Origin of the sequence: Puerhibacterium sp. TATVAM-FAB25 (genome assembly GCF_046535855.1) — a bacterium.
Classification (GTDB): Bacteria; Actinomycetota; Actinomycetes; order Actinomycetales; family Cellulomonadaceae; genus Puerhibacterium; species Puerhibacterium variabilis_A.
Window position 1 is genome coordinate 365886 of sequence record NZ_JAXUAK010000001.1, and the last position, 16707, is coordinate 382592.

Consider the following 16707-nt stretch of genomic DNA (forward strand, 5'->3'; position numbering starts at 1 on the left):
CGGGGCGTCTGGACGTGCGGTCAGGAACGGGTGGGCGCGAGGTCGACGACCGCGTGGGCGAACCCGTCGAGGTGCACGACGTCGCCCGCCAGGCGGACGCCGCCGCCGAGCAGGACGGCGCCGGGCGTGCGGCCGGTCGGGTCGCCGGGCAGCCGCAGGCTCACCGGCGTGCGCCCGGGGTTGAGCACCACCAGCAGCGAGCCGTCGTCGCCACGGGTGTAGGCCATCGGGTAGCCCGCGGCGAGCACCCGCAGCGGTGACCCCGCGTCCAGCCGCGGGTCGGAGTGCCGCAGCGCGACGAGGTCGCGGACGAGGTGCAGCAGCGACCCGGGGTCGGCCAGGGCGCCGGCGACGGTCGGGGCGTCCGGGGCGGGGTCGGCGGGCAGGTACCGCGACTGCTTCGGCTCGCCGGGGCCCGGCACGCTGCCGGGGGTCCCCCACTGCATCGGCGTGCGGCATCCCGCCCGTTCGTACGTGGGGCTCAGCCGCGAGCCCTCCGTCGTCGGCGCGTCCGGCAGGTAGCGCATCCCGATCTCGTCACCGTAGTAGATGCTCGGCATCGCCGGCCAGGTCAGCACCAGCGTCATCGCCGCCCGTGCCTGGACGGCGTCCCGCGGCCCGGCGACCAGGCGGGTGAAGTCGTGGTTCGACGTCGGCAGCCCGACGACGCCGCTGCGGGCGTACCTGCCGCCAGGATCGGCCGCGGCGATCGCCGCGGCGGCGGCGGTCCACGCCTCGACGAACGCGGTGGCGTCCCCGCGCCCCTCCGCGTCGGCCCAGCAGGCGAGCTCTCCCCAGACGTCGTTGACGGTGCCGGCGCCGTTGTTCCACAGCGAGCGCAGCGGGAGACCGTCGTCGGGGCCGCCGAACTGGAGCAGGAAGTCGGCGTGGAACCCCGAGGGCACCGACACGCGCGGGTCGCCCCACTCGGCGATGAGGACCCGGCCGGGATACGTGGTGTCGACCCACTCGCGCACGCCGCGCCACAGCCGCCCGGTCTCCACGAGCCCGGGGTCGTCCTTGACGAGGGAGGCGGCCATGTCGACGCGGAAGCCGGAGACCCCGAGGTCGAACCAGTGCGCCATGATCTCGCGCAGGGCCGCGCGGTTGGCCGCCGGACCGGGCGCGTCCACCGGCTGGCGCCACGGCTCGTCGGGGCGGGGCCGGGCGTAGCCGAAGTTCAGCGCCGGCTGGCACGGGAAGAAGTTGGGCAGGTACCACCGCGCGGTCGGCTCCGTCCCGGTGCCGCCGACCGGCTGCCAGCCGGCCTGCGGCACGTCGGCCCAGACGTACCGGTCGCGCACCGCGGGCGGCGCGCCGGGGTCGCTCGCCGCCGCGAACCACGGGTGCTGGTCGGAGGTGTGACCGGCGACGAGGTCCAGCAGCACCGCGATCCCGCGGCCGGCGGCCTCGGCGCACAGCGCGGCCAGGTCGGCGTTCGTCCCGTACCGCGGTGCCACGGTCAGGTAGTCGGCCACGTCGTACCCGGCGTCCTGGAAGGGCGACACGAAGCAGGGCGACAGCCACACCGCGTCGACACCGAGCCACGCGAGGTAGTCGAGCCGCTGGCGGATGCCGTCCAGGTCACCGATGCCGTCGCCGTCGGCGTCGGCGAAGCTCTGCGGGTAGACCTGGTACAGCACGGTGCTCCCCAGGCGGGCCGCGAGGTCGCCCGCCGGGGCCGTGCGGGCCGTCACCGCTCGCCTCCGAGGAACGCGACCTCCGCGTACCGCTCCCCCGGCCTGCGCACCAGCCACGCCCCGGTCCGGCCAGGCAGCGCGAGCGGGGCCGGCAGCAGCGGCCGGCCGTCCCGCTCGAGCTCGGCCTGCGCCTGCCACGGCGCGACGTTGACGACGTGCACCACCTGGGTGCCGTCGGGCGCGGCGCACGGCACGACCACCAGGCCGCGCGCGTCCGACGACACCGCCACGGCCGGCGCGGCCCCCAGCCGGCCGAGGAGCGCGTCCCAGACCTGCGGCAGGCACGGCAGGTCCGCCGCCGCCGCGACCACGGTGCCGCTGCCCAGCCCCACCTCGACGACGCACGGCTCGCCCGAGCGGGCCAGCCGGGCCAGGACCGTCCCGCCGGTCGGGGGCACGAGCGGCTGGGCGAACCCGACCGCCACCTCGGCGCCGTCCCAGGCCGGCGAGGAGCCCACGCGCGCGGGCGCCACGAAAGGTGTGCGCCCGGGCGTCGCGGCGTAGGTCATCGCGTGCAGCCCGGACTCGTCCCGCACGCCCACCTCGAGCCCCAGCGCGTCGACGAGCGCCGTCGCCGGCCTGCCGAGCAGGTCGTGCTGCGGCAGGGGGCCGCTGAGCAGCAGCCGTCCGCCGGAACGGACCCACTCCACCAGCCGCTCCTGCAGGTCGCCGTCCAGGTAGGGCGTGGGAGCCAGCGCCAGCACCCGCCCGGTGCCGAACCGCGCGAGGGCGCCGGGGTCGGCCAGGTCGACCGCGTCCGGCGCGTAGCCGCCGGTGACCAGGGCGCGGGTCATGATCTCCCGAGGCCCGGACCCGCGGAACCGTTCCAGCTCGGCCACGAACGCGGCCTCGCGCGCCGAGCCGGGGTAGCGGTACTCGGTCATGTAGTGGTCCGGGACGAAGCCCAGCGCCACGGGCGGGGTCTCGGGGCGCGCGGCCCGCAGGAGCGCGGCCTGGTCGCGCACCGCACGGGTCGCCCGGGCGGTGCCGGCGAACCACGGGGCGAGGCGGCCCTCGGGGTCGATCGGTGCGGCGAAGCCGTGACGCTCGCCGGTGAACGCGACCCGGTCGTTGCCGTCCCCCACGGGCTCGAAGAGCATCGGGTTCCGGCCGCCGGCGAGCATGTAGTAGTTCACGACGGTGCTGCCCTGGGCCAGGGCGACCTGGAGCTTGAGCGCCCCCGCCTCCGGACCGGAGGAGATGTCGAGCGCCTCGCCGTAGTCGCCGGAGCCGACCTCGAACTCGAGGGAGCCGTACGGCTGGCCCGGGGCGCACGTCGCGGCCAGGAAGGCGTTCGAGACCCAGAAGCCGGGCAGCTTGTCCAGCGTGAGGTCGCCGATGTAGAGGTCGGAGCCGGGGATGACGTCGGTCCCGGCGCCCTCGGCGGACCAGGTCCTGGACAGCTGGGAGATGCCGAGGGGGAACATCGTCGCGCGCCCGCCCCAGCAGCCGTGCACGTTGACCAGCAGCGGGGTGCGCTCGTCGACACCGAGCTCGCGCGCCCACCCGGCCAGGGTCCGGGCGTAGCGGGCGTACCGGCCGCGCGTGTACCGGCCCAGGTCGCGGTGCAGCGCCAGGACCTGCTCCTCGTTCGGCGAGCGCAGCGCGGGCGCCCAGGTCTCGGGCGCGGCGACGTCGAAGGACGAGCCGCCGACCGCGTACCGGGCCTGCACGACGGCGGCGCCCTCGGCCTCGACGAGGCGGCCGACGAGGTCGGTGACCGTCGCGTCCGACAGGTCGGGGCTGTTGGTCACCCACGGCAGCATCCCGATCTCGTTGTCGAGCTGGACGCCCACGACCGGGCCGCCGCGAGCGGCCAGGTGCTTGGCGAGCAGCGGCACCACCGCCTCGTACCAGCGTCGGGCCGCCGCGAGGTAGGCGGGGTGCAGGTAGTCGATCATGGTCTCCGGCTTGCGCACGCCGTCCCAGCCGGGGCAGCGGATCTCCGGGTGGGCACGCAGCACGGAGTACCCGAGGCCCTCGTTCTTCAGCTCGGCCATCACGAACGGGCCCGGCCGCGCCACGACCGCCAGGCCGCGCTCGGCGCACATCCCGAGGTAGCGCTCCAGGTCCAGGTGCGGGTGGCGCTCGCCGAAGTCGAAGCCTCCGTCGGGCAGCTCGTGCACCAGCCACGGCACGTAGGTGGCGATGGCCGTGACGCCCGTGGCCACGGCCTGGTCCAGCCGGTCGGCCCACTCGTGCGGCTCCAGCCGCCAGTAGTGGATCTCCCCGGAGACGACGAGGTCGTCGCGCAACGACGGCGCGGACAGCTGCTGCGGTGCCAAGGCCAACTCCTTTGTCGCGGCGCCCGGCCGGGCGCTCCTGGCGTGCCTCACGGGCGGCGTCCTTGCGCGCTCACCGTGGAGGGTCCTGCGGTCGACCGGTGTTGTGTTACCGGTTACATTGTGCGAACGTACGCTATGTAACCGGTACCAACAAGCCCGTGGCCGCGATCCGGCCAGCAGGGCACCGGGACCGACCGGACTCGACGAGGAGGAGCGCGGGGATGAAGAAGCCCACCGTGCGCGACATCGCCCGGCACGCCGGGGTGTCCGTGGCGACGGTCTCCCGCGTCACGAAGGACGACCCGAAGGTGGCGGCGAGCACGCGCGACCGCGTGCTGGCCAGCATCACCGAGCTCGGCTACAGCCCGTCGGCGCTGGGCCGCGCCCTGGCCTTCCAGCGTTTCGACGCGCTCGGCCTGGTCCTCCCGGGCCTGTCGGGCCCCTACTTCGCCGAGCTCATGTCCGGGGCCGAGTCCGTCACCCTGCGCGTGGGCAGCGCCGTGCTGGTGCTGGGCACCCACCTGCGGGCCGACTCCCCCAAGGCGGTCCGGCAGCTGGCCGCGCGCACCGACGCCCTCGTGGTGGTCGGCGGGACGCTGGGCGACGCCGTGCTCGCCGAGCTCGCCGGGCGGATGCCCGTCGTCGTCGTCGCCGGCGCCCCCGACGGCCTGCCGACCGTCCGCACGGACGGCACCGCCGCCGTGCGCGCCCTCGTGGACCACCTGGTGCGGCAGCACGGGCTGCGCGACCTGCTCTTCGTCGGCCACGACCCCGGCTCGCCGGACACGGTGGCCCGGTACACCGGCTTCCTCGACGCCCTCGCGGCGGCGGGCCTGTCGGAGCGCGGAGCGCCGGTGCAGGTGGGGCTGGAGACGGTGTTCGGCGCGATGGCGGCGCGCCGTCTGCACGCCGCGGGTCGGATGCCGCGCGCCCTGGTGTGCGCCAACGACGAGATCGCGATCGGCATGCTCGCCACGCTCCCCGGGCTCGGGTACCGGATCCCCGACGACGTCGTGGTCGTCGGCTTCGACGACCACGCGCTGGCAGCCAACGTGTCCCCCACCCTCACCACCGTCCACCAGCCGGTCTTCGAGCTCGGCGTCAAGGCCGCCGAGCTGGCGATGTCCGCGGTCGGCCGCGACCCGCTGCCCGCGGACGTCTGGACCCTGCCGACGCACGTCGTGCTCCGCGAGTCGTGCGGCTGCCCGCACCCGCAGGAGCCGGAGCAGGTGGTTCCCTAGCCCCCGACGCCGGGCCGCCGCACCCACGGCGGCAGCCGGCACACCGCGTTCACCGACAAAGGAGACGAGAATGAACGCACGAACCAGGCGCGCCCTGCCGCTCGCGGTGGGCTGCGCGACGATCGCCGGGCTCGCCCTGGGCGGGTGCACGCCCGGTGCCCGCGACGACGCCGGCACCCAGGCGGCCGACGGGATGATCCCGTACGTCCAGCTGGGCGACTTCGGCGGCGGCTCCAGCCCCCAGGTCAACTACAACCCGTTCTCCGCCAACCGCCTCGGCCCGATGTGGGCGATCTACGACACGCTCATGACGGTCAACGGCTACGACTGCTCGGAGACGCCCCAGCTCGCCACCGCGTACGAGTGGGTGACCACCTCGGAGATGCACCTCACCACCCGCGAGGGCGTCACCTGGAACGACGGCGAGCCCTTCACCGCGGCGGACGTCGCCTACACGTTCAACGTCATCAAGGACAACCCGGCGCTGGACCTCACCGGGCTGGCGGCGCACCTGGTCTCCGCCGAGGCGACGAGCGACACGGAGGTCGTGCTGAAGTTCGACGCCCCGACGTCGTACGACACCGCGAAGATCCTGGGCACCTTCATCGTGCCCGAGCACGTGTGGTCCGAGGTCGACGACCCGGTCACCTACACGGCCGAGGAGGCGGTGGGCACCGGCATGTTCACGGTCAAGTCCTTCACGCCCCAGCGCCTGACCGTGGAGAAGAACCCCGACTACTGGGACGCCGACGCGGTCAAGGTGGCCGAGGTCCGCTTCATCAAGGACGGCGAGCCGCAGATCAACCAGCTCAACCTGTCCAAGGGCATGTACGACGCCCAGTACATGTACGTCCCCGACATCGAGGACACGTTCGTGGCGGCCGACCCGGAGCACCACGGCTACTGGTTCGCCCCCGGCTCGCCGATCTCGCTCTACATGAACAACGCCAAGCCGCCGTTCGACGACGTCGCCTTCCGCGCGGCGATCATGCACGGCATCGACAAGGAGACGCTGGTCAAGCAGGCGGGCGAGGGCTACACCACCGTCGCGTCGCAGACCTCGCTCGTGGTGCCCGGCATGGAGGAATGGCTGGACCCGTCCATCGAGAACAAGGGCGTCATCGAGTACGACCTCGAGCGGGCCGACGCGATGCTCACCGAGGCCGGCTACGAGACCGACGCCGAGGGACGGCGCCTGGGCAAGGACGGCCAGCCCATGGCGTTCGAGCTCATCACGCCGCAGGGCTGGGACGACTGGACGCGCGCCGCCGGCGAGGTCGAGGGCGACCTCGAGGACCTCGGCATCGACGTCACCGTCAACACGCCGCAGTACGAGACCCTCGAGGTCGAGCGCCGCCAGGGCAACTACGACCTGACCTTCGGCGTGCGCGGCGGCACCTGCTCGATGTTCCAGAACTTCGACGAGCCGCTGAACTCGGCGAACACCGCCCCGGTCGGACAGGACGCGACCACCAACGAGTCGCGGTTCGCGGACCCCGAGGTGGACGCGCTGCTCGAGCAGCTGCGGTCCGCCGCCACCGAGGAGGACCAGAAGCCCGTCGTCGCGGAGCTGTCGAACGCGATGATCGAGAAGGTCCCGTTCATCCCCATCTGGTACGGGGCGCGCTGGTTCGAGTACAACACCTCGCGGGCCGAGGGCTGGCCGACCGAGGACGACCCGTACGCCGCGGCGTCGGACAACACGATCATCTTCAAGCGGCTCACCCCCGCCGACGGCCAGTGACCCCGGTGCGCCCCGCCGGCACGCTCGACGCGCGCCGGCGGGGCGCACCCCCAGGCGCGGGCCGCCGACACCGACGTCGGCGTGGCCCCGCCGGAGAGGAGCACCCGATGTACTTCGTCCGCAGGATCGGATTCTTCCTGCTCACGCTCTGGGGCGCGGTCACCCTGAACTTCTTCATCCCGCGCATCTCGGGCGGCGACCCGGCGGCGATCATGGCGCAGAAGATCGCCGGACAGGGCGAGCAGGTCAGCCAGGCGCAGATCGACGCGATCCGCGCGATGATCGGGGCCCCCGACACGTCGCTGTGGGAGCAGTACCGCGCGTACCTGGTGAACACCCTGCACGGCGACTTCGGCGTCTCGATGAGCTACTTCCCGTACACCGTCAGCCACATGATCGGCGAGGCGCTGTGGTGGACGGTCGTCCTGGTCGGGGTCACCCTCGTGCTGTCGTTCGTCATCGGGACCCTGCTCGGCACCTGGGTCGCGTGGCGGCGCGGGTCCACCTTCGACTCGGTCATGACCGTCGGCGCCAGCTTCCTGGGCACCCTGCCCTTCTTCTGGGTCGCCCTGCTGATCATCTGGGTGCTGGCGTACACGCTGGGGTGGTTCCCCGCCACGGGCGGCTACTCCGGGTTCGTCGAGCCGGCCCTGACCCCGGAGTTCCTGGCCGACGCCGCCTACTACTTCGTCCTGCCCGCCCTGGCGATCATGGTCACCGGGCCGATCGGCTGGATGCTGGGCATGCGCAACAACATGGTGCAGTCGCTCGGCGAGGACTACGCACGGTTCGGGCGGGCGAAGGGGCTCAGCAACCGGGTGCTCGCGCTGCACTACGGCGCCCGCGTGGCGATCCTGCCGAACATCACCGGGCTGGCGATGGCGCTCGGCGCCCTCATGGGCGGCACGGTCCTGGTCGAGCAGATCTTCCAGTACCCCGGGATGGGCCGGCTGCTCTTCGACGCCGTGGGGAACCACGACTACGCCCTGTCCCAGACCATCTTCCTGTTCATCGCCACCGGTGTGCTCGTGGCGAACCTCGTCGCGGACATGCTCTACGGCATCCTCGATCCGCGCGCCCGTCGAAAGGAGGCGGCGTGATGAGCGCCCCCACGCTGACGCCGGACCCCACCGCCGACGACGTGCGGGCGCGGCCCCGCGGCCGCGCCCCCCAGTGGTGGACCATCCTGTGGCGCAACAAGAAGGCCCGCTTCGGGATCGTCCTGCTCGCCTTCTTCGTCGCCGTCGCCGCGCTGGCCCCCTTGATCGCCCCGTACGACCCCCGGTACACCGGCTTCGACCACGGTCTGCCCGCCTCGTCGGCGCACTGGTTCGGCACGACCGGCCAGGGCGAGGACGTCTTCAGCCAGGCGGTCTGGGGTGCGCGCACCTCGCTGACGATCGGCCTCCTCGCCGGGCTGGCGGCGACCGCCATCGCCCTGCTCGTGGGGATGACCGCCGGGTACCTCGGCGGACTCACCGACGAGGTGCTGATGTTCCTGACGAACCTCGCCCTCGTCATCCCCGCGCTCCCGCTGATGATGACGCTCACCTCCTACGGCAACGGCGGCTCGCTCATGGTGATCGTCGTCATCGCCGTCACGGGCTGGGCCGGGGCCGCCCGGCTCAAGCGGGCGCAGATCATCACCCTGCGCAACCGCGAGTACATCGAGGCCGCGCGCCTCGCCGGGGACCGCACGATGCGGATCGTCTTCCGCGAGATCGCCCCGAACATGACGTCGCTGATCGTCTTCGGGTTCATCGGCGCCGTGGGCGGGGCCGTCGCCGCCGAGGCGGGCCTGAGCTTCCTCGGCATCGGCAACCTCGACTCGGTCTCCTGGGGAAAGATGCTCAACATGGCCAGCAGCGACGGTGCGCTGCTCTCCGGCGGCTACCTCCGGCTGATCGTCCCGGGCCTGCTCCTGTCCGGCCTGATCACGGCCCTGACCTTCATCAACTTCGGCGTCGACGCGCTGAGCAACCCGCACCTGAGGGAGTCCTGATGACCACCGTCGGCAGCCGCCCCACGACCCGCACCGCAGCCGGTGCGGACGCGACCGACGACGCCCGCGAGCGCCCCCTCGTCCAGGTCCGCGACCTGCGCGTGGACTACCGCTCCCGGGACCTGCCGGAGACCCACGCCGTCCGCGGTGTCTCGTTCGACATCGCGCCCGGCGAGTTCGTGGGCCTCCTGGGCGAGTCCGGGTGCGGCAAGTCCACGCTCGGCAACGCCATGCTGCACCTGCTGGACAAGCCCGCGTACCACGCCGGCGGGCAGGTGCTCTACGACGGACGCGACCTGTGGCAGCTGCCCGAGCGGGAGATCGACCGGCTCCGCTGGCGGGAGATCGCCACCGTCTTCCAGTCGTCGATGAACGCGCTCAACCCGGTCATGCGCGTCGCCGCGCAGTTCGAGGACGTCATGGCCGCGCACGGCTGGGACGACGCCGCCGACGGGCCGCGGCAGCAACGGATCGCGGAGGTCCTCGCGTCGGTGGACCTGGACCCCGCGCGGGTGATGCGGGCGTACCCGCACGAGCTGTCCGGCGGCATGCGGCAGCGCGTCGTGCTCGCCCTCGCCCTCGTGCTGCGCCCACGCCTGGTCATCCTCGACGAGCCGACCACGGGGCTCGACGTCGTCGTCCAGCGCCAGATCGTCAACGAGCTGCGGTCCATGCAGGCCGAGCTCGGCTTCTCCGTGCTGTTCATCAGCCACGACCTCGGGACCGTGCTGGAGATCTCCGACCGCGTGCTGGTGATGTACGCCGGGGAGCTCGTGGAGACGCGCACCGCCGCGGAGATCGCCACCGACCCGCTGCACCCGTACACCCGCGGGCTGCTCGGGTCGTTCGACGACCCGCGCGCCGAGACCGTCTCGGTGGCCTACATCCCCGGACGCCCGCCGTCGCTGACGTTGCCTCCGCGGGGCTGCCCGTTCGCTCCGCGCTGCCCGGCCGCGATGGACGTGTGCCGCACGACGGCGCCCCCGGTCGTCACCCTCGGCCCGGACGCCACGGACGGTGCGCCTGCCGGGCCCGACGGCCTCGCCGCCGCGGGCATGGTGCGCTGCCACCTCTTCGGGGAGGGGCCGGGCGGGATCGCCCGCGGCCGGGCCGTCGAGACCCGGTACACCGAGGTGCCCGCGTGGTCCGACGTCCGGGCGGCGACCGCCGGCACCGCCGCCGAGCCGCTCGTCGTCGTCGAGCACCTGCACAAGACCTACCACCGGCGCGAGGGCTGGCGGAAGGTGCCCGTCCACGCGGTCAAGGACGTCTCCTTCACGCTGTGGCCGGGCCGCGTGCGCGCGCTCGTCGGGCAGTCCGGCTCCGGGAAGTCGACGATCGCCAAGATCCTCACCGGCACCGAACGGGCGTCCGCGGGCACGGTCACCGTGGGCGGCGAGGACGCCACGGCGCTGCGGGGGGCGGCGCTCGCGCGGCACCACGCCGACGTGCAGATGGTGTTCCAGGACCCGTTCTCGGCCCTGAACCCCACCAAGACCGTCGGCTACGCCCTCTCGCGGCCGCTGCGCAACCACCTCGGGCTCCAGGGGCACGCGGCCCGCGCCCGGGCCGTCGAGCTGCTCGAGTCCGTCGGGCTGTACCCCGGCGAGGCCTACGTCGACAAGCTGCCCCACCAGCTCTCCGGCGGGCAGCGGCAGCGCGTGGTCATCGCCCGCGCGATGGCCCCCGAGCCCAAGGTCCTGATCGCCGACGAGCCGATCTCGATGCTCGACGTGTCGATCCGCGCCGAGATCCTCGAGCTGCTCGCGACGATGGTCCGCGAGCGGGACGTGGCGATGCTCTACATCACGCACGACCTGCTGAGCGCCCGGCTGCTGGCGGACGACACGATGGTCATGCGACGCGGCGAGATCGTCGAGGACGACGCCACCGGCCGGGTCGTGCGCCGGCCGGAGCACGACTACACGCGCCTGCTGCTCGACTCCATCCCCAACCCGTTCGACCTGGCGACGCCGGGGCACGCCCCGACGGAGGCACAGCTCGACCGGGCGATCGCGCGCGAGGCGGAGGCGGTCGACGACGTCCGGTGACCCCACCCCGGCGACGGATGACGTACCTTCACGGCAGGGAGCATCGCCTTCCGTTCGCCGTGCGGGCCGGCCCGTGTCGAAGGAGGACGCCGTGAGGCACGACGTCGTCGTCGTCGGGTCGATCAACGTGGACCTGGTGGTCCAGGTTGGCCGCCACCCCGCACCGGGCGAGACGGTCCTCGGCCGTGGCTCGACAACCATGCCCGGAGGCAAGGGCGCCAACCAGGCGGTCGCCGCGGCCCGTCTCGGGGCGGGAGTCGCCATGGTCGGCGCCGTGGGCACCGACGCGTACGCGGACGTCGCGCTGTCCGGTCTGCGCGAGGCCGGCGTCGACCTCGCGCACGTACGCACCGCCGGCACCGCCACCGGCCTGGCGATCGTCACCGTCGCCGACGACGGGGAGAACGCCATCGTCGTCGTGCCCGGCGCCAACGGCGCCGTCACGCCGGCTGTGGTCGACGCCGCCGCACCGCTCCTCGCGCGAGCCCGGGTGTGCGTCCTCCAGGCCGAGATCCCCGTCGCGTCGGTCGTCCGGGCCGCCGAGACCGCTCACCGCCGCGGGGTGCGCGTCGTGCTCAACGTCGCGCCGGCGACCCCGCTGCCCCGGGAGGTCCTCGCCCTCGCCGACCCCCTCGTGGTCAACGAGCACGAGGCGGCGACGCTGCTCGGGCGGCCCGTCGCGGACAGCCAGCAGGCCGCTGAGGAGCTCGCCGCCCTGGGCGTGCCGTCCGTTGTCGTCACGCTCGGCGCGGCGGGCGTGCTCGGCCGCGACCGGGGCGGGCCCTGGTCCCTGCCCGCCCTCGCGGTGGAGCCTCGGGACACGACCGGCGCCGGCGACGCGTTCGTGGGCGCCCTCGCGACCCGGCTCGCCGCCGGCGACACGGTGCGGCAGGCCGCGCAGCACGCGACCCGTGCGGCAGCCGCGTCGGTGACGTGGCTGGGCGCGCAGCCGTCCTATCCCTGGAAGGGCGACCGGCTGCCGTGAGACGCCGCACGCGGCATCCTCAGCCGCCGGCGCGCCGGACGGCCAGGACGACCAGGGCCACCAGCAGCGCCACGAGCAGCAGCACGAGCAGCACGGGACTGAGCAGCAGCGCGACCACGAGCGCGGCGACGATCGCGACCTTGGTGCCAGTCCCCGTGCCCGACCACGCCCCCTTGAGCGCGCCCCACACGGGGTTCTTCTGCTGCAGCGCCGCGCCGGCGCCGCCGACCACGGCACCCGTGACGACGCCGTGGTCCTCGGCGACGTCCTCGACCTTGTCCTCGACCTTGTCCTCGACCTTGTCGACGACGTCCTCCACGACGTCCTCGGCCTTGTCCTCGACCTTCTCGACGACGTCCTCCACGACGTCCTCGGCCTTGTCCTCGACCTTCTCGACGACGCCGCCCACAGCGCCCTCGAGCCGGTCGGTGAGGTGCTCGAGCGCGCGGGAGGCGCGTGCCGCCGAGTAGTCGACCGCGTTCCGGACCAGGGACCGCAGGGCCGAGGCAAGCGGCGAGCCCTCCGTCGTCGGCGCGAGCAGTGCTGTCGTCATCGTCGGCCTCCGTGCTGCTGCGCTGGTCCTCGGGCGCCCTCAGGTCGACGATACGTCCGTGGCGGCCCGCGCACGCCTCGGCACCGGGTGCCCCCGGCGCCGCGGGTTGCAGGCCGCGGGGGCAGGTCCGACGCTGGCTGGACCGCGAGCACGAGGAGGCTGCGATGAGCGAGAGCGACGACCGCTCCCCCGAGGGCGACGAGCGCGACCAGCAGGGGTCGTCCGACCTCTCGGACGAGGGCATCGGCGCGACCATGAGCGACGAGCCGAACACCATGGAGCCGGAGGAGGCCCTGCCCGAGGAGGGTGCACGGGAGGACGACTGACCGTCGCCGGCGCCCCGCCGCCGCAGCCCAGGCCGCCCGCGGCCGGTCACACGACGGCGCCGACCGCGACCACGGCGGCGAGCGTCCCCAGCACCACCAGGGCCACGACGGCGTCGCGCGCGCCCAGCGGGACCGGCCGCCACACGGTGCGAGGCCCGGCGGCCAGGCCCCGCGACTCCATCGCGAGCGCGATCCGCTCCGACGCGCGCACCGAGCCGACGAGCAGCGTGAACGTCGCCCGGCCGAAGTCGCGCACGCCGAGCCGAGGCCGTCCGTCTCGGCCCAGCGGCGCCCGGACCGCCTGGGCCGCGCGGACGGTCGCCCACCGCCGCGGCATGGCCTCGAGCATGCGGTGGCCGGCCAGGAGCGCGTACGCGTACCGCGGGGACAGCCGCGCGTGCTCGGCGAGGCTGACCATCAGGTCGCGCGGCGGCGTCGTGGCGAGGAACGCCACGGTGAGCACCCCGATCACCATGCCGCGCAGGGCGAGCGCGACGCCGACGACGAGGCCCTCGTGCGTCACCCGCACGGCCGCGCCCTCCACCCACGGGTCGCCGGGCCGGGTCAGGGCGTTCACGAGGACCAGGCCGACGCCGAAGAGCGCGAACGGCACCTGGGCCACCGCGAGCGCCCGCACGCCCACCCGGGCGGCAGTCAGCGCGACGACGACGCCGAGCAGGTAGAGGGTCAGGAGCACGCCCACGTCCAGCAGGAACAGGGTGGACAGGGACACGACGAGGAGCAGGACCACCTTGACGGTGGGGTTGCTGCGCCCGAGCGGGCTCATGCCGGCACCACCGCCCCGTCGCCGACGCGCTCCACCGCGGCGTCGAGCCCGCGCAGGACGGCGCGCAGCTCGCCGTCGTCGGCCACCTCGGCGGCCAGGCGCCGCAGCAGCGCGGGCGGGCGCAGCCGCGCCGCGGCGAGCAGCCGCTCGTCGCGGACCAGCGCGAGGGGGCCCACGTCCGCCAGGACGGTGCCCGCGGCCACGACCAGCACGCGGTCGGCGCAGGTGGCGACCGTCCGCAGGTCGTGGCTGGTGAACAGCACGCCGCGGCCCTCGGCGGCCGCCGCGGTCAGCGCGCGAGCGGCGGCGAGCGTGCCGTGCCGGTCGAGGCCGAAGGTCGGCTCGTCGGCCAGGAGGAAGGGCCGGTCGTGCACGAGCACGGCGGCCAGGCTCAGCCGGCGCTTCTGGCCGCCCGAGAGGCGGAACGGGTTGTGGTCGGCGTGGTGGGCCAGGCCGAACCGGTGCAGCACCGCGTCGACGCGGCGCGCGGTCTCCTCCCCCGGCGGCAGCCCGGCGGCGAGCTCGTCGCGCACCGTGGCACGGCTGAGCTGGTGCTCCGGGTTCTGCAGCACGAGGCCCGGGCGCGGGCCGTCGACGGCGCCGCGCAGCGGCGCCTGCACGCCGGCGAGGCAGGCGAGCAGGCTGGACTTGCCGCCGCCGTTGGCGCCGACGACCGCGACCACCTCTCCCGCTCGCAGGTCGAGGTGGACGTCCTGCAGCACCGGTACGACCGTCCGGCGGCGGGTGGGTCGCGGCGCGCCGAGCGGCGCGACCGCGAGCCCACGGGCGCGCAGCACCGGGGCGCCGGGCAGGCCCCCCGCGGGCCTCGCCCCGGCCGGCGACGGCGGGTCGCCCGCGAGCGCGGCCAGGGCCCGCAGGCCCGCGCGCACCGCCGGGGAGGCGAGGTCGCCGTGGCCGAGCACCACGCGCAGCTCGGCGTCCGCCGGCAGCCAGCACCCCTCGGCAAGCAGCCGCGCGCCCGCGCGCTCCAGGACCTCCCGCGCGGGGCCGTCGTGGAGCACCCGGCCGTTGCGGTCGAGCGCCACCCAGCGCCCGGGCAGCCCCGCGGTGCCGTCGTCCCCGGCGTACTCGTCGAGCCGGTGCTCGACCAGCACGCACGCCGTCGTGCCGGTCGCGGTCACCCGGCCCACCGCCTCGCGCACCGCCCGGACGCCGCCGGCGTCGAGCATCGCGGTGGGCTCGTCCAGGAGCAGGAGCGCCGGGCGCGTGACCGTCGCGGCGGCCAGGGCCACGCGCTGCAGCTCGCCGCCCGACAGGGCGTCGGTGCGGCGGCCCCGCAGGTGGCCGGCGCCGGCCGCGGCGAGCGCGTCGTCGACCGCGGGACCGATCGTCGCGGGGTCGGCGGCCAGGTTCTCCAGGGGGAACGCCACCTCGTCGGCGACGTCGGGCAGGCACACGCCGGTCTCGGGGTCCTGCGCGACCACGCCGACGACGTCGGCCAGGCCCGCCACCGTGGACCGGTGCACGTCGCGCCCGGCCACGACGGCGGACCCCCGGGTCGTGGCCGGGACCGCGTGCGGCACGGCGCCGTGCAGGCACCGCAGCAGGGTGCTCTTGCCCGATCCCGACGGCCCGAGCAGCAGCACCTGCTCCCCCGGCCGGACGCGCAGGTCCACGGGTCCCACGCCGTCGCCGGTGGCGAAGACCGCCTCGAGCCCGCGGGTCTCGAGCACGGGCGCCACCGGCGGCCCCGGGCGGTCAGCGCTCACGGCGCACCGGGACGGCGGCGACGGCGGTCTCGCGCACGATCGCGAAGCCGTCCACCGCCCCGGTCCGGACCAGGGCGTCGACGAGCACCTTGGCGAGGAGGCCGCCCAGCACGACGCCCGAGGTGAGCTGGAGCCCCAGCCGCAGCAGCAGGATGTCCTGCCCCCACCAGTCGAACCGGAACGCCGAGAAGACGAAGACGAGGCCCGCGCCGAGGAGCCCGGAGAACGCGTACCGGGCCCAGCCGAACCGGCGGTAGCGCCCGGCCGCGAAGGGCAGCTCGCTGCCGACGCCCTGGATCGCGGCCGCCACCAGGAGCAGCGGCCCCACGGGCGAGCCGAGGAACACGACCTCCACCACCGAGGCGATCACCTCGGCGATGACGCCCACGAACGGGCGGCGCACGACCGCCACCGCGATCGGCGCCACGAGCAGCCACCCGCCCAGCAGCACGTGCTGGGCGAGGTCGCCGGCCGGGCCCATGAGCACCGCCAGGCCGTTCCACGCCTGGACCAGCGCCCAGTAGAGGAACCCGAAGACGACACCGAGCATCACCATGAGCACGATGTCCTTGAGCTCGAGACGCGGCGCGCACCGCGCCGCCTCAGGCCGCGACATCGCGGTGGCTCGGGCTGTTGACCGAGAGGGTCAGGTGGCTGGTGACGTGCTGGACCGTGCGGCCCACGCCGGTCCACCCGGCCACGACCGTCGCCAGGATCGTGCCCAGGTCGCCCTCGAGCCGGGTGACGAAGTGCTCCGACGCGCGGAAGGTGCCGTTCGCCCGGGCGGTGGCGATCGCGGCGTAGATGTCGCGCATGTGGTCGGGCTCCACGCCGGCGCGCACGTCGTCGGCCAGCGGGTACAGCGCCCACTCCGCGGCGGCGCGGCGGCCGACCTGCCGGCCCGCGGGCGCCTCGACGGGGCGCGGCCCGGCCCCGCCGGGCAGGTCGCAGACCACCTCGCCGGGGCACCCCCGCGACAGGTGCACGGTGATCGACGCGTGCTCGCCCGAGACTGCCACGGCCTCGGCCAGGTCGGTGAGCCACGTCAGCAGGTCGGCCTCTGAGCCACCCGCCCAGGTGCTCACGTCGCCCGTCTGGAGGGTCAGGCCCGTGGCGTCCGCCTGCTCGAGCGCCCCGAGGATGATCTCGGCGTACCGGTCGCTCATCACGGCGACCGTGACGCGCGCGCCGACGCCGAAGCGGATCGGGTCGCCGGTCAGGTCGGTCGCCGGCGTCGCGGGTGCTTCCGTCGTGCCTGTGCTGGTCGTGCCTGTGCTGGTCACAGCTGCCTCCTGTGCAGATC

The 16707-nt window shown here is 74.6% G+C and carries 14 protein-coding genes; 7 read left to right on the top strand and 7 right to left on the bottom strand.

All coding sequences use genetic code 11. The features are described from left to right. Positions 1-20: 20 nt before the first annotated feature. Positions 21-1697 carry an alpha-amylase family glycosyl hydrolase gene (locus tag U5M74_RS01735; protein ID WP_410905550.1) on the bottom strand — a complete coding sequence of 559 codons (1677 nt, stop codon included), beginning with the start codon at positions 1695-1697 and terminating at the stop codon, positions 21-23. Further along, positions 1694-3985, bottom strand: a complete 2292-nt coding sequence (locus tag U5M74_RS01740) for a beta-galactosidase (protein WP_410905552.1) — start codon at positions 3983-3985, stop codon at positions 1694-1696. The genes U5M74_RS01735 and U5M74_RS01740 overlap by 4 nt, the downstream gene beginning before the upstream one ends. A gap of 221 nt (positions 3986-4206) precedes the next feature. Between U5M74_RS01740 and U5M74_RS01745 the strand changes: the two genes are divergently transcribed. The 6 genes from U5M74_RS01745 to rbsK all read left to right on the top strand — a co-directional run bounded on the left by U5M74_RS01745 (position 4207) and on the right by rbsK (position 12008). Continuing rightward, positions 4207-5226, top strand: a complete 1020-nt coding sequence (locus tag U5M74_RS01745; protein WP_410905554.1) for a LacI family DNA-binding transcriptional regulator — start codon at positions 4207-4209, stop codon at positions 5224-5226. A gap of 70 nt (positions 5227-5296) precedes the next feature. Further along, a complete protein-coding gene (locus tag U5M74_RS01750) occupies positions 5297-6970 on the top strand; it encodes an ABC transporter substrate-binding protein (RefSeq protein ID WP_410905555.1) in 1674 nt (557 codons plus the stop codon). 107 nt (positions 6971-7077) lie between these two features. Next, positions 7078-8070, top strand: coding sequence for an ABC transporter permease (locus U5M74_RS01755; protein WP_410905557.1), 993 nt, complete (start codon positions 7078-7080; stop codon positions 8068-8070). Continuing rightward, the gene (locus U5M74_RS01760; protein ID WP_410905558.1) at positions 8070-8972 is read left to right on the top strand and encodes an ABC transporter permease; all 903 of its coding nucleotides are present in this window, start codon (positions 8070-8072) and stop codon (positions 8970-8972) included. Before U5M74_RS01755 ends, U5M74_RS01760 begins: the two co-directional genes overlap by 1 nt. After that, on the top strand, positions 8972-11023 hold the full coding sequence (locus tag U5M74_RS01765) for an ABC transporter ATP-binding protein (protein WP_410905560.1): 2052 nt from the start codon (positions 8972-8974) through the stop codon (positions 11021-11023). Before U5M74_RS01760 ends, U5M74_RS01765 begins: the two co-directional genes overlap by 1 nt. A 91-nt stretch (positions 11024-11114) precedes the next feature. Further along, a complete protein-coding gene (rbsK, locus tag U5M74_RS01770) occupies positions 11115-12008 on the top strand; it encodes a ribokinase (RefSeq protein ID WP_410905562.1) in 894 nt (297 codons plus the stop codon). 19 nt (positions 12009-12027) lie between these two features. Here the strand turns inward: rbsK and U5M74_RS01775 are convergent, their stop codons facing one another. Next, entirely contained in the window at positions 12028-12561 is a 534-nt protein-coding gene (locus tag U5M74_RS01775; protein WP_410905564.1) for a hypothetical protein, read from the bottom strand. Between the two features lie 164 nt (positions 12562-12725). Here U5M74_RS01775 and U5M74_RS01780 point away from each other — a divergent pair, with 164 nt between their 5' ends. Continuing rightward, positions 12726-12887, top strand: coding sequence for a hypothetical protein (locus U5M74_RS01780; RefSeq protein WP_410905566.1), 162 nt, complete (start codon positions 12726-12728; stop codon positions 12885-12887). 46 nt (positions 12888-12933) lie between these two features. Here the strand turns inward: U5M74_RS01780 and U5M74_RS01785 are convergent, their stop codons facing one another. The 4 genes from U5M74_RS01785 to U5M74_RS01800 are packed head-to-tail and all read right to left on the bottom strand — an operon-like array spanning position 12934 to position 16687. After that, positions 12934-13674: an energy-coupling factor transporter transmembrane component T family protein gene (locus U5M74_RS01785; protein ID WP_410905568.1), complete on the bottom strand. Its 741-nt coding sequence runs from the start codon at positions 13672-13674 to the stop codon at positions 12934-12936. Further along, positions 13671-15404 (bottom strand): ABC transporter ATP-binding protein, encoded by a 1734-nt coding sequence (locus U5M74_RS01790; protein ID WP_410905570.1) that lies wholly within the window; start codon positions 15402-15404, stop codon positions 13671-13673. The genes U5M74_RS01785 and U5M74_RS01790 overlap by 4 nt, the downstream gene beginning before the upstream one ends. Beyond that, positions 15394-16020: an ECF transporter S component gene (locus tag U5M74_RS01795; RefSeq protein ID WP_410905572.1), complete on the bottom strand. Its 627-nt coding sequence runs from the start codon at positions 16018-16020 to the stop codon at positions 15394-15396. Before U5M74_RS01795 ends, U5M74_RS01790 begins: the two co-directional genes overlap by 11 nt. Continuing rightward, positions 16007-16687 carry a YkoF family thiamine/hydroxymethylpyrimidine-binding protein gene (locus U5M74_RS01800; RefSeq protein ID WP_410905574.1) on the bottom strand — a complete coding sequence of 227 codons (681 nt, stop codon included), beginning with the start codon at positions 16685-16687 and terminating at the stop codon, positions 16007-16009. The genes U5M74_RS01795 and U5M74_RS01800 overlap by 14 nt, the downstream gene beginning before the upstream one ends. Positions 16688-16707 lie beyond the last annotated feature (20 nt).

Excerpts from the sequence above, each read along its gene's own strand:
- U5M74_RS01785 (WP_410905568.1), bottom strand. The coding sequence starts at position 13,674 with ATGAGCCCGCTCGGGCGCAGCAACCCCACCGTCAAGGTGGTCCTGCTC.
- U5M74_RS01745 (WP_410905554.1), top strand. The coding sequence starts at position 4,207 with ATGAAGAAGCCCACCGTGCGCGACATCGCCCGGCACGCCGGGGTGTCC.
- U5M74_RS01780 (WP_410905566.1), top strand. The coding sequence starts at position 12,726 with ATGAGCGAGAGCGACGACCGCTCCCCCGAGGGCGACGAGCGCGACCAG.
- U5M74_RS01765 (WP_410905560.1), top strand. The coding sequence starts at position 8,972 with ATGACCACCGTCGGCAGCCGCCCCACGACCCGCACCGCAGCCGGTGCG.
- U5M74_RS01755 (WP_410905557.1), top strand. The coding sequence starts at position 7,078 with ATGTACTTCGTCCGCAGGATCGGATTCTTCCTGCTCACGCTCTGGGGC.
- U5M74_RS01775 (WP_410905564.1), bottom strand. The coding sequence starts at position 12,561 with ATGACGACAGCACTGCTCGCGCCGACGACGGAGGGCTCGCCGCTTGCC.
- U5M74_RS01760 (WP_410905558.1), top strand. The coding sequence starts at position 8,070 with ATGAGCGCCCCCACGCTGACGCCGGACCCCACCGCCGACGACGTGCGG.
- U5M74_RS01795 (WP_410905572.1), bottom strand. The coding sequence starts at position 16,020 with ATGTCGCGGCCTGAGGCGGCGCGGTGCGCGCCGCGTCTCGAGCTCAAG.
- U5M74_RS01750 (WP_410905555.1), top strand. The coding sequence starts at position 5,297 with ATGAACGCACGAACCAGGCGCGCCCTGCCGCTCGCGGTGGGCTGCGCG.